This is a genomic window from Xanthomonas euroxanthea, from assembly GCF_900476395.1.
In the GTDB taxonomy this organism is placed as follows: domain Bacteria; phylum Pseudomonadota; class Gammaproteobacteria; order Xanthomonadales; family Xanthomonadaceae; genus Xanthomonas; species Xanthomonas euroxanthea.
Window position 1 is genome coordinate 189,007 of record NZ_UIHB01000010.1, and the last position, 12,363, is coordinate 201,369.

Consider the following 12,363-nt stretch of genomic DNA (forward strand, 5'->3'; position numbering starts at 1 on the left):
TCTCCTGGCGTGCGCGACGCGTCGGCCTCGCTCTTCAACGCGGCCATGACATGTTGGACGTTACCGTCGCCTCACTGGCACGGCAGGCCGGCGTGCGCCAGTGCGGAACTGCATCGCATGGGGTTGCATCCGCACGCATGGCAACTCCGTAGGGCATGTACGTGTTTCTTTTAGGTGGAGATTGTCATGCGACATGGTTCGATGCTGTTGTTACTGACGCTCGCGGCCCACGGAAGTGCCAGCGGCGGTGAGTCGCGTTCCGCCTTGCCGCGCGCAGACAGCGTGGACGTGCCGCGCTTCATGGGCGACTGGTACGTCATCGCGCACATTCCCACCCGGCCCGAGCGCAAGGCCTACGATGCGGTGGAGAGCTATGCGCTGCGCCCAGACGGCCGCATCCAGACCACCTTTACCTTTCGCAAGGGCAGCTTCCAGGCACCGCTCAAGTCCATGCATCCGATCGGCCGGGTGGCGAAGGAGGGCAATGGCGCGCTGTGGAGCATGCAGTTCTTCTGGCCGTTCAAGGCCGAGTACGTGATCGCCTGGCGCGATGCAGACTATTCGCAGACCATCGTGGCACGCAGCAAGCGCGATTACGTCTGGTATATGGCGCGCACGCCGCAGGTCTCCGAGGCCGACTATCAGCAGGCCGTCCAACGTATCGCCGCCATGGGCTACGACGTCTCGCAGCTGCGCCGCGTCCCGCAGTCGCAGCGCTGACGCGGTAAAGCGCCGCTGCGGAAAAAAAACTGCGACCGCGCCCAGCGATGCAGTGACCGCATCGCAGGCGCTTACATGCCGTGCGCGTCAGACGTTCTTGTCATCCACGGAAAATTCCCACCCGTCATTCAAGCCACCCAGCGGCTTGGCTTCGGCTGCCAGCTCTTCCTCGAACGCCGAAATCGCCTTGTACGTTGGGATCATGGTCGGATACACCGTCACGTCCATCGGAAACGCCGTGTTGTCCGGGTAGTGGCAGCAACGCACCTTCTGCTCGAAGCGCAGCAGCGTCACCGAGAACTCCAGTGCCGACTCCTTCGTGGGGAAGACCACGGAGAACGCAATCTCGCGTGGCTTGGATAGATCCACCCCTTGCTGGGCGATGTGCCAGAGAGTGTCGCCGTTGTCGTCGTTGGGATACAGGTCCGGATGTCGTTGCATGAGGGTTTGGATTTTGGCGGCCAATTGGCCGAGGAGGAATTCTAGCGCCTGGCTCTCACCAGGTATTCATATGTGACGTAGCAATGGCGCGCCGCCAGCGGCACTGGAGAGCAGGTACTCAGGCAGAGCAGGAGGCTCGCTGAGCAGCGCGGTTATCGCAGGTAGGGCGGAGGCAGCAAGACCCGTCGTCTGGCCGCCGGCTTCAGCACCCGAATCCAATCAGACGCGCGACTGGAGTCGCGTGGTGACCATGCAACCGCATGCAGGGTGGGCGCCATCCAGAGCAACCGACTGAGCATCAATGCTGATCACAGGCCACTTCAGACAATGGTGAAAACTCCATAGTGGTTGGGGCATGTCCTCCGGTCGCCACTGCTTGTGAGGTCTCTGACCACGCTCCACATCGTGGGCGTGACATCATCCTGCCTTGTTACCAGACCTTTCATCAGCTTGTGGACGATAGGCGCACCGCTGCCTTATCCACAAGGTCGAAATTGTCAGACATTGCGTTGTCGGCGGCGGTGAGCAGGCTCAGGGCCGGCAGGGAACACCGCAGGCGCATCGTGAGGCTCATTTCTCGACGGCCGTGGCCGCGCGGCAATGAGGGGATCGGGTGCGCCGCCCGCTTCCCCGGCGGCGCGCCGCCGTTGTCGCAGCCTCAAGCTGCCTGGCAAGCAGGTGACGCGACCGGGCCGCGGTTGTGTATGCTCGGAGCCGTGGAAACCCTCTTACCCGCCGAGATTGCCGAGCAGATCGCCGAGTTGCGACGCGCCCACCGCGCGTTGGACGAGGAGATCCAGCGCGTGCCCGCGAATCTGGAGGACGAGCTGCAGATGAAGCGCCTGAAGAAGCGCAAGCTGCATCTCAAGGACTGCATCACGCGGCTGGAGATGGAACTGGTGCCTGACGAGCCGGCGTGAGGTCGTGCCTTCAGTTGGGTTCGCTTGTCGACACCGGCGCGCTGATCGCGGCGTCTGCCCGCTCTTGGGGCCAATTCCCCTGCGTAGGAGCGCACCTGGGCGCGATGAGACGTTCCCCTGGAAGGCCCGTCGCGCTCAGGCGTGCTTCTACGGTGCCTGTGAGCAGATTGGCTGGCGGGGCTGCGAATGCGCGACATGTGATTCGCGATGGGGGACGCGGCGTGTCATGGCGGGTGGAGCAAGCGTGGCCTTGGCGTGGCGTTGCGCGCACGTAACCGACTGACTGCGAGTCCGCAGACGTTGACCAACTGTCGCTGCGTTTCCCGCATGCGCCCTTCGGGCACCTCCCCCGCCAGCGGGGGAAGGAAGCGCCAGGGCAAGACAATCAGACTCCTGCGTGCAGCGCTCGGCCAGCACGCAGCAGGATCTTGCCGCGGCGGCCCGGTTCGGCGCTGGCTGCGGCGGCCTTGGCGGCGTCTTCCAGGTCGAACACCGCTTCCACCGGCAGGGCCAGGCGGCCATCGACGGCGGCCTTGAGCAGTTCGCCGATCATGCGGCGCTTGTCCTCGGGCTTGGTGGCGGCCATGGCCTTGGTGCCCCAGAAGCCGCGCACGCTGGCCTGCTTGAAGATCACATCGCCGCTGGAAATCTGCAACGGCTCGCCGGTCATCGAGCCGAACGAGACCAGCTCGCCGCCTTCGGCCAGCAGCCCCATCAGCTCGCCGGCCGCGCTGCCGGCGACCGAGTCGATCGCGCGCACGATGGGTGCGTCGCCGGCCAGCGCGCGGGCGGTGTCCTGCCAGCCTTCCTGCGCGGTGGAGACTGCATTGCCAATGCCCAGCGCCTGCAACTCGTCCACACCGGCATCGCGGCGCACCAGGTTGATCACGTTGATGCCGCGCGCGGCGGCGAGCATGGCTACCGTCTTGCCGACCGCGCCATTGGCGGTGTTCTGCACGATCCAGTCGCCTTTTTTGACCTGCAGGAACTCGATCAGCATCAAGGCGCTCAGCGGCATGGCGATCAGCTGGCAGCCGCGGTCGTCGTCGAGCGCGTCGGGCAGCGGCACCACGCCAGAGGCATCGGCGAGGAAGTACTCCGCCCAGCTTTCATGCACGCCAGCGGCGACCACGCGCTGGCCGATCTGCAGGCCGTCGACACCTTCGCCGAGTGCGTCGATCGCGCCGGCCGCTTCGCTGCCGCCGATGGCGGGCAGCTCGGGCTTGTAGCCGTAATTGCCGCGCACCGTCCACAGGTCGTGGTTGTGGATCGGCGAGCGACGCATGGCGATGCGCACCTGGCCCTTGCCGGGTTGCGGGGTGGGCCGCTGGCCGAGTTCGAGCACCTTGGCGGGGTCGCCGAATTGGGGGTGGATGGCTGCGCGCATGGAGATCTCCTGCCGGGCACGCCAGTGGTCCAACGCACCCGATCGTGATGAAAGGTGGCGCGATGCTATCGGCACGGCCGCAAGCGGAGGATGAAACGGGCGGAACTGTTGTGTGAAGTTGCTGGCGTCAGTGGAGGACGCCAGAAGTGACTCTGGTCTGCTGCAGCGCCGGGGGGTTGCGTGCTGACTGCCCTCATCCGCCCTTCGGGCACCTTCTCCCGGAGGGAGAAGAGAGCGTCGTGCGCACCTGCGCTTCCTTGCTGGTGCGCTGCCGTTGCCCGCATCACCTACCGCAGGGAGACGCTGGCGTCTGTAGCGCCGCCTTACTCGGCCGGCGGCAGCACCACATCCGGCTTGACCGCTTCGGGGCTGACCCGCTCGATGGTGTGGCGCAGTTCGCGGCCGAGGATGAACTTGGCGTCCTTGGCCCACGCATCCAGGCGCTCGTCGAACAGCAGCTTGCTGTTCTCGTCCGGCCACACCAGGCGCAGCTCGCGCAGTTTCTGGATGAAGCTGCGGAACAGGGTCTTGTCGAAGAACTCCGGGGCGGCCGGGGCATACAACAGGCTCAGGCGTTGCGCGGCCTGCTGGCACAGGCTTTCCAGTTCTCCGGCGCCGAGTACGCCGGGGCCGTTCTTCACCAGCACCGAGATGGCGATGTAATAGCGCTCGAAGGCCTGCTGCAGCGAATGGCCGATCGCCCGCAGGCGGAACACTTCATCGGTCTGCCCGGTGTTGCGCGCCAGGATGCCGCCATCGTCGTCGGTGACGTTGAGCAGCAGGCCCTCGCGCACGAACATGTCGATGGTCTGCTCGATGCGTTCGGCAAAGCGGTCCTCGCTCCACGGCAGGAACAGTTCGGCCTGCAGGAACGGATACACCGTGCGGCCCAGGCGGATCAGGCCGGCGCGGCTCATGCGGCGGTTGTTCTGGAAGCAGCAGGCCACCCACGAGGACGCGGTGAACAGGTGCAGCACGTTGTTGCGGAAGTAGCTGAGCAACACCGCGGTGTCGCCGCTGACGCTCAGCACATCGCCCAGCGGATGCGACACGCGCGTGAGCACGTTGATCTCTTCGGCGTGGGTGATGATGCGCGCCGGGGTGTGCGGGGTGACGGTAACGCGGTCCGAGTACGGCATTTCCGCCAGCAGCTTCTTGCACAACTCGATCTGCGCGATCAGGTCGGCCTCGCCCATCGCATGCTTGGGCGTGGACAGCAGCGCCAGCGCCAGCAGGTTGATCGGATTGACGTCGGCGGCGCAGTTGATGCGGGTCTGGATCTGGGTGGACAGCGTGTCCACCGCCGGTGCCAGCCAGGTGGGTTTTTCGTCGTCGGGCAGCGGTTGGCCGTCCCAGTCGGGCGCGTGCCTGGCCAGCACGTCGTTGAGCGCGATCGGCTCGCCGAAGTTCACCACCACCTGGCCGTAGTTCTGCTTGAGCACCTTGGGGATGGACCACAGCAGGCCCCAGATCGATTCCTTCTCCTTCGGCCGGCCGGTGAGCTCGTCCAGGTAGCTGTTGCCTTCCATCAGCTTCTCGTAGCCGATGTAGACCGGCTGGAACAGCACCGGCTTGCGCGGCTGGCGCAGGTAGGCGCGCAAGGTCATCGCGATCATGCCGCCCTTGGGCTGCAGCAGGCGCCCGGTGCGCGAGCGCCCGCCTTCGACGAAGTATTCGATCGAATAGCCGCCGGCCACCAGCTGGGCCACGTATTCGCTCAGCACCGCCGAATACAGCGCGTTGCCCTTGATGGAGCGGCGGATGAAGAACGCACCGCCCTTGCGCAGCAGCGTGCCCACCACCGGCAGGTTGAGGTTGATGCCGGCCACGATGTGCGGCGGCACGATGCCGCGCTCGTACAGCAGGTAGCTCAGCAGCAGGTAATCCATGTGGCTGCGGTGGCTGGGCACGTAGACCACTTCGTGCCCGGGCGCGGCCTGCTTGAGCTTGTCCAGGTGGTGCACCAGCACGCCGGCGTAGATGCGGTTCCACACGTGGGTCAGCAGGAAGCTGGCCGAGCGCACCACCGGGCTGGAATAGTCGGCGGCGATTTCCCAGGCGTAGGCGTGCGCCTTGCGCCAGGCATCGACCGGCTTGGAGTTGTCGCGCTTGGCCTGGGTGGCGATGGCCTCGCGCACCGAGTCGGCGGCCAGCACCTGGTCCACCAGCAGGCGGCGGGTGGACAGGTCCGGCCCGATCACCGCCTCGCGGATGCGCCGGAAGTGGGTGCGCAACACGCGCTGCAGCTTGCGCAGGGTGCGCTCGGGCGGCAGGCCCTCGGCCATGGTCTGGCGCAGCGAGATCGGCGGGGCGAAGCGCACGATGGTGGTGCGGCCGTTGAGCAGCACCGCCAGCAGGCGCCGGAAGCGGCCGACCAGCGCCCAGTTTTCAGAGAACAGCACCGCGAACCAGCCGCTCTGCTTGTCCGGCGCGCGGCCGACGAAGATCGACACCGGCACCAGGTGCACGTCCAGGTCGGCACGCACGCGGTGCGCCTGCAGCAGCTTGGCCAGCGAATCGGAATGGGTCTTGCCGCCGCGCTGCTCGGGGATCAGCGAGTTGCTGCTGCTGCGCCGCGACAGCGCCAGGTAGGCGCGCTTGCGCTGCAGCGGGTCGCCCGGCAGCGGCACCAGCGGCGAGGGCAGCCCCGCTTCGCGGCAGGCCTTGTCCAGGATCAGCGCGCTGGACAGGCCGTAGTCCTCCAGCACATAGACCACCGGCGTGCCGTCGTCGTAGCGGCTCGGTTGGTCCGGTTCGATGGTCAGGCTCAGCCAGGGGTCGGCGAGCCGGCCGAGCAGGCGCGCCCACCACGGGCGCTTGGCGTTGCGGGCGGCGGCGACGGCAGGCGCGATCGACGGCGCAACCTCCGGCGGAACCGGTGTGGCGGTCGGCAATGCGGCGGCCGTGGCGCCGAGATCGGCGGCGGCAGCGCTGGGCGGGGCGGGCTGGCCGTCCGGGAACGGCAGGGGATTCTGGTCTGGCATCACGGTCATTATCGCCCAGCCGGGCGCTGCCCGGTGGCGGCGGGCGTGGCGGGCGCGGCCGCCGGGGTGTCAGGCGTTGCCGCGGCATCGGGTACGGGCGCGGCCGGCGGCGCGGCGTCCAGCAGCGCCTGGACCTCGTCCTGGGTCTGCTGCTGGTACCAGTGGCCGTCGCGCTTGATCAGGGCGATGCTCAGGTCGATGTCGTGCGCGGCCAGCGGATAGCGCAGCCGCACCTGGGCGCGGTCGCCGTCCTGGCTGATCAGGCCGGTGCGCAGCGCATCCAGGCTGCCGTCCAGTGACAGGCCGTAACGCTCCAGCACCTGCTTGGCCGCGGCCCAGAACGGCCCGAGCCGGCGCAGGCTCTCTTCCATCCCCAGCCGCTGCAGATCGGCGTCCGAGCCGATGCCGGTGGCACGGGCGGCGGTCACCAGGTCGGTGATGCTGGCCTTGGCGCGCGCGCGATCGGCCAGCGGCGCGGTGGCGGCCCAGGCGCTCAGGGCATCGACCAGCTGCACGTAGTGGGCGCGTTGCTCGGGCTGGTAGTCGCTGCGGCTGCGCAGGTATTGCACGCCGAACTGGCCCAGCGACTGCGCGGCCTGGCGGATGCCCTGCGCCTGGCCGGCCAGCTGCGCATCGAAGGCCTGCTGCAGCTGGCGCTCGGCGCCGGGCGCGGACAAGCTGCCGAGCAGGCTGCCGACCTCGTTGGGCAACGGCAGCTCGGTCAGCGGCCAACGGCTGGCCCCGCTGCGCCAGGCCGCTTCCAGCCGGGTGTACTGCGCAGGGGTGACCCGGATCCGCGCATAGGCGACCAGGTCGTTGCGCCGCAATGGCAGGGTCATCGACTGCATCGCCGCAGCCGGCTCGGCGCTGGCGCCCGGCAATGCGGCGGTCTTGTCCGTACGCTGGCAGCTGCTGACGCACAGCGCTGCCAGCAGCACCCACGCGATGGACTGGAACCGGCCGGCGCGGACGGTGGATGGCGACATGCGCACGCTGTTCCCCCTGATCGATCGGCGCATCTTGCTGGCTGAACGCACTGGCGGCAAGGCGCGCGACAACCGTGCGCCCGGGTACGGTACAAAATGTTAGGTTTTCGTAGTTCCACGCACGATGTCGTCCGGTGTCCGACATTGACTGCTGTTGTCCCTTGCGGACAAACTTGTCCAGGCGATGTCGCCAAGCCCTTGTGCCACCTGCATTTGGCGCAATGGTGCAGCGCATCATGTAAGCGCTTGCAGTTCCTGCTAGCGTGCGCGCCATCTCGCTCTGAGGTCGCCATCGGTTGGGGCCGATGTCATTCATGTGCATGTGTGACACGAACGTTCTGCGCCAGCGGACCGCGCGCCCCTACCCGGCGCGCGCCGGCAACCGCGTTGTCCTGGAGGTTTTGCCATGAGTCGGCCACGCTCCGAAGGCGGCAGCGTCACCATCAAGGACGTCGCGCGCGAAGCGCAGGTGTCGGTGGCAACGGTCTCGCGCACCATGAACGGGCATCAGCACGTGGCCGAATCGGTGCGCGAACGCGTGCTGCAGGTGGCCCGTGCGCTGCATTACATCCCGCATCACGCCGCGCGCAGCCTCAGCAGCCGGCGCACCCACACCATCGGGGTGGTGCTGCCGGACCTGCATGGCGAATTCTTTTCCGAATTGATCCGCGGCATCGACCAGGTGGCGCGCGAGCAGGGCTACCACCTGCTGGTGTCCAGCTCGCACGGCGACCCGCAGGCGCAGCGCAAGGCGCTGGAACGCCTGCCCGGGCGCGTGGACGGGGTGGTGGTGATGTCGCCCTCGCTGGGCGACTCCGGCGTGCACGAGGATGCCCTGCCCGGCGGCCTGCCTGCGGTGCTGCTCAACTGCGCCGGCACCGCCAGCCAGCGCCCGGTGCTCAACGTGGACAACTACGGCGGCGCGCGGATGATGACGCGGCATCTGCGCGACAGCGGCCACCGCCGCATCGCCTTCATCGCCGGGCCGGCCGACAACTTCGATGCGCACGAGCGTCTGCGCGGCTACCGCGACGAGCTGGCGCTGGATGCCGACGCGCAGCCGTGGGTGCTGCCGGGCAACTTCGACGAAGAGTCCGGCTACCGCGCCGGCCAGACGCTGGCGCAGGACACCCGCCCGGATGCGGTGTTCGCGGCCAACGACATGATGGCGCTGGGCTGCCTGTTCGCGCTCGGCCATGCCGGGCTGAAGGTGCCGCAGGACATCGCGCTGGCCGGCTTCGACGACGTGCCGATGGCGCGCTACGTGCTGCCGGCACTGACCACCATGCGGGTGGATATCGCCGGGCTGGGCGCACGCGCATTGCAGTTGCTGCTGGGCCAGCAACTGGCCGATGCGCCTGCACCGCCCGCCGACGCCGCACCGCCGGCGTTCTCGGAGATGGTGCCCGAACTGATCGTGCGCGCATCCAGCGCGCCGCGTGCGGCGCCTCCCACCTGAGACGCGCCACCGCGCCTTGCCGAACGTGTGTTGCTTGCAGTCCCTGCCGTTGTTGCCAGCTGTCCCGCTTTACGCCGTACCGACGCGCCAGCCACTTCGCTGGTTCGCGCTTTACCCCTGGGAGGGGGAAAGTCATGAAGCATTACCGCACTGTCTCCACCCTGCCGGCGCGCAGCCTGTTGTGCTGCGCCCTTGCCGCCTCGTTGCTGGCCAGCACTCCGGCCATGGCCCAGTCCAGCAACGCCACCTTGCGCGGCCAGGTCGCTTCGGCGCAGGCCGGCACCACCGTGACCGCGACCAATGTCGCCAGCGGCGCCGTACGGCGCGTGCCCACCGGCGCCGACGGCAGCTACGCGCTGGTCGGCCTGCCCCCGGGCACCTACAAGGTGGACGCCGGCCCCGGCAGCGAACAGACCGTGACCCTGTCGGTGGCCTCGTCGGTCACCTTGAACCTGGGCGGCGGCGCGGCGGCGGCGCCTGCCGGCGATGCCACCACGCTGGATGCGGTGCAGGTCACCGCCACCACGCTGCAGGAGGTCAAGACGTCCGAAGTGGGCACCAACGTGTCGCTGAAGCAGATCAGCACCGTGCCGCAGCTGACGCGCAACTTCCTGGAGTTCGCCGACACCGTGCCGGGCATGCAGTTCGAGACCAACTCCAACGGCAATAGCCAGATCCGCGGCGGCGCGCAGGGCAGCTCGGCGGTGAACGTCTACATCGACGGCGTCGGCCAGAAGAGCTACCTGTTCGGCGGTGTGTCCGGGCAGGAGCAGAGCGCGGGCAATCCGTTCCCGCAGCTGGCCATCGGCGAGTACAAGGTCATCACCTCCAACTACAAGGCCGAGTTCGACCAGGTCGGTTCGGCGGCGATCGTGGCCTCGACCAAGTCCGGCGGCAACGAATTCCACGGCGAGATCTTCGGGCGCACCAGCAACACCGATTTCCGCGCGCGCCAGCCCGACGAGCGCGCCGGCGCGCCCAACGCCGACGGCAGCAAGCGCAAGACCCACCAGGACGAATATGGCTTCGCGCTGAGCGGGCCGATCGTGCAGGACAAGGCGCACTTCTTCTTCAGCTACGAAGGCAAGGGCTTCGAGGTCTCGGCCGATCCGGTGGCCGTACCCGACCGCTTCAGCGCGCTCAGCGACGACCTGCCGGCCGGCGTGCAGGGCCGGCTGGGCTCGGTGACCCGCCCGTTCAACGAAGACCTGTACTTCGGCAAGGTCGACTGGGACATCGGCGAAAACGACCGTCTGGAACTCACCGGCAAGTATCGCGACGAGGAAAGCCGCGACAGCGTTGGCGGCCAGACCACCGCGATCGCCTCCAAGATCAACCTCAATACCGAAAAACGCTTCGACCTGCGCTGGCAGCATTACGGCGAGCGCTACGTCAACGAAGCGCGCGTGTCCTACGAGGACGTGCTGTTCAATCCCACCGCCTACACCTTGGGCAGCCAGACCGTGTACACGCGCGGCATCGCCGAAGACGACGTGCTGCTCAACGACGGCGCCACCAGCGGCCTGGCGATCCAGCGCAAGGGCCAGAAGGGTCCCAGCTTCCAGAACGACCTGACCTTCAACAACCTCGAGTGGCACGGCAACCACGTCATCAAGATGGGCGTGAAGTACAAGGAAGTGGAGCTGACCCAGAGCGAGAACTCGGCAGCCAATCCGTCGTTCTATTACGCAGTGAGCGATGGCGTCGGCACCTCGGCCGTTCCCTACCAGGTGCGCTTCAACCTGCCGTTCGCCGGCGCCGCACCGTCGGTGACCACCACCAGCAAGCAGCTGGGCCTGTACATCCAGGACGATTGGGACGTCAACGACAAGCTGCAGTTGAACCTCGGCGTGCGCTGGGATGGCGAAAAGATTCCCTCGTACCTGGACAACGTGACCCCGCCGGAAGTGGTGGCGGCCTTGAACGGCCCCGGCACCGATCCGGCGGTGAGCGCCACCTACGCCGAGCAGCTCGCCAAGGGCGGGGTGAACATCAACGACTACATCAGCAACGGCCGCAATCGCAAGCAGGACAACAACAACTTCGCACCGCGCCTGGGCTTTTCCTACGACTTCCGCGGCGACGAGTCGCTGGTGCTGTTCGGCGGTGCCGGCCGCAGCTACGACCGCAATCTGTTCGACGTGATGGGCCTGGAGCAGATCAAATCCGCGCTGGCGCAGTACACGATCCGCTTTGCCGGACCCACCGACTGCGTCCCGGCGCCGGGCACCTGCACCGCGTTCGATCCGGCGTATGTGAGCAACCCCGACAGCCTGGGCAACCTGGTCGATGCGCGCGTGCGCAACGGCGAGATCAACCTGCTCAACAACGATCTGAAGACGCCGTACGCGGACCAGTATTCATTGGGTCTGCGTACCCAGCTGGGCGAGTGGAACACCTCCGCCACGCTGTCCTATATCCACAGCAAGGACGGCTTCATCTTCACCCTGGGCAACCGCTACGCCAACGGCGATTTCTTCCAGAACGGCGCCCAGGCGTTCGAGCAACGGCCCCAGGGCTTCGGCAACCTGATCATCGGCAACAACGGCGTGGAAACCAAGACCGGCCAGCTGCTGCTGTCAGCGGACAAGGCCTATACGCAGGAAAGCGGCTGGGGCCTGACCGCGGCGTATACCTTCTCGCGTGCACGCGGCAATCGCGGCAACGACGATCGCTACGGCTTCGATGCGGCCACCATCGCCGACTACCCGTTCCTGGACCTCAACGCGGTGCCGCGCCACCGCCTGGTACTGACCGGCATCTACGACCTGTTCTGGGGCATCAGCGGCTCGGCCAAGCTGACCCTGGCCACGGTGCCGCCGCGCAACGAGGCGATCTCCTACGACCAGTACGGCGGCCCCAGTTCGGACAATATCCGCGTGGTGTCGGTGGATGCGCCCGGCGGCAAGTTCATCGCCGGCGGCGACATCTTCGGCACCCGCCAGCTGGACCTGTCGTTGTCCAAGGACATGCATATCACCGACGCGGTCACCGTGCAGGTGCGCGGCGACCTGATCAATGCGCTGAACTTCCGCAACTACGATCAGTACAGCATCGACTGGGGCAGTGCCGGCGTGTACGACCCGCGCGTGCGCATCAACCAGTACGGCGCGATGTCCACCCCGCCACGGACCTTGTTCATGAGCGCACGCATCATCTGGTAACGGCGGCGTTGGCGGCATCCGGCGTCCCGGCGCCGGTGCCACCCCCGCTGCCTAAGCTGCATCGGCCCCACGGCAATGGGGAGGGGCCGCCTGCAGGCTTGTTGCATCGTCCCGATTGCGGTGTGTTGCTGTGGCGCGGCGCGCGATGCGCGCGATGCTGCAGCCAGCACGCTCCCATCGGCGATCGTTTTTTGTTGTGTTTGCCGTCCCTGCTGTCTGTTGCCGCTGTACCCGTTCCATCCACACCAAGCACCAACCTCGACGCGCCAGTCACTTCACTGGTTCGCGCTTTACCCCTGGGA

8 protein-coding genes are annotated in these 12,363 nt (G+C 67.2%); 4 read left to right on the forward strand and 4 right to left on the reverse strand.

Features of this window, described 5'->3' with window-relative positions; genetic code table 11:
• Positions 1-186: 186 nt before the first annotated feature.
• Positions 187-720, forward strand: coding sequence for a lipocalin family protein (locus tag CPBF1521_RS20800; protein WP_115678150.1), 534 nt, complete (start codon positions 187-189; stop codon positions 718-720).
• A gap of 87 nt (positions 721-807) precedes the next feature.
• Here CPBF1521_RS20800 and CPBF1521_RS20805 read toward each other — a convergent pair whose 3' ends face one another.
• Entirely contained in the window at positions 808-1,161 is a 354-nt protein-coding gene (locus CPBF1521_RS20805) for a ribonuclease E inhibitor RraB (RefSeq protein ID WP_115678233.1), read from the reverse strand.
• A gap of 716 nt (positions 1,162-1,877) precedes the next feature.
• On the opposite strand from CPBF1521_RS20805, the gene CPBF1521_RS20810 reads away from it, so the two are divergent.
• On the forward strand, positions 1,878-2,081 hold the full coding sequence (locus CPBF1521_RS20810; protein ID WP_181901337.1) for a YdcH family protein: 204 nt from the start codon (positions 1,878-1,880) through the stop codon (positions 2,079-2,081).
• Between the two features lie 385 nt (positions 2,082-2,466).
• On the opposite strand, the gene CPBF1521_RS20815 is transcribed toward CPBF1521_RS20810, so the two are convergent.
• The 3 genes from CPBF1521_RS20815 to CPBF1521_RS20825 all read right to left on the reverse strand — a co-directional run bounded on the left by CPBF1521_RS20815 (position 2,467) and on the right by CPBF1521_RS20825 (position 7,438).
• Entirely contained in the window at positions 2,467-3,468 is a 1,002-nt protein-coding gene (locus CPBF1521_RS20815) for a zinc-binding dehydrogenase (protein WP_115678234.1), read from the reverse strand.
• A gap of 323 nt (positions 3,469-3,791) precedes the next feature.
• Complete coding sequence (gene plsB, locus CPBF1521_RS20820; protein ID WP_115678152.1) at positions 3,792-6,461, reverse strand: glycerol-3-phosphate 1-O-acyltransferase PlsB; 2,670 nt, start codon at positions 6,459-6,461, stop codon at positions 3,792-3,794.
• Positions 6,461-7,438, reverse strand: a complete 978-nt coding sequence (locus CPBF1521_RS20825) for a hypothetical protein (protein ID WP_181901319.1) — start codon at positions 7,436-7,438, stop codon at positions 6,461-6,463. Before CPBF1521_RS20825 ends, plsB begins: the two co-directional genes overlap by 1 nt.
• A gap of 406 nt (positions 7,439-7,844) precedes the next feature.
• Between CPBF1521_RS20825 and CPBF1521_RS20830 the strand changes: the two genes are divergently transcribed.
• The gene (locus CPBF1521_RS20830) at positions 7,845-8,897 is read left to right on the forward strand and encodes a LacI family DNA-binding transcriptional regulator (protein ID WP_104649838.1); all 1,053 of its coding nucleotides are present in this window, start codon (positions 7,845-7,847) and stop codon (positions 8,895-8,897) included.
• 134 nt (positions 8,898-9,031) lie between these two features.
• Positions 9,032-12,061 (forward strand): TonB-dependent receptor, encoded by a 3,030-nt coding sequence (locus tag CPBF1521_RS20835; RefSeq protein WP_115678154.1) that lies wholly within the window; start codon positions 9,032-9,034, stop codon positions 12,059-12,061.
• Positions 12,062-12,363: the final 302 nt, after the last annotated feature.

Bases quoted from the DNA above. Each gene is read 5' to 3' on its own strand.
- CPBF1521_RS20800 (WP_115678150.1), top strand. From the start codon at position 187: ATGCGACATGGTTCGATGCTGTTGTTACTGACGCTCGCGGCCCACGGA.
- CPBF1521_RS20805 (WP_115678233.1), bottom strand. From the start codon at position 1,161: ATGCAACGACATCCGGACCTGTATCCCAACGACGACAACGGCGACACT.
- CPBF1521_RS20815 (WP_115678234.1), bottom strand. From the start codon at position 3,468: ATGCGCGCAGCCATCCACCCCCAATTCGGCGACCCCGCCAAGGTGCTC.
- plsB (WP_115678152.1), bottom strand. From the start codon at position 6,461: ATGACCGTGATGCCAGACCAGAATCCCCTGCCGTTCCCGGACGGCCAG.
- CPBF1521_RS20825 (WP_181901319.1), bottom strand. From the start codon at position 7,438: ATGTCGCCATCCACCGTCCGCGCCGGCCGGTTCCAGTCCATCGCGTGG.
- CPBF1521_RS20830 (WP_104649838.1), top strand. From the start codon at position 7,845: ATGAGTCGGCCACGCTCCGAAGGCGGCAGCGTCACCATCAAGGACGTC.
- CPBF1521_RS20835 (WP_115678154.1), top strand. From the start codon at position 9,032: ATGAAGCATTACCGCACTGTCTCCACCCTGCCGGCGCGCAGCCTGTTG.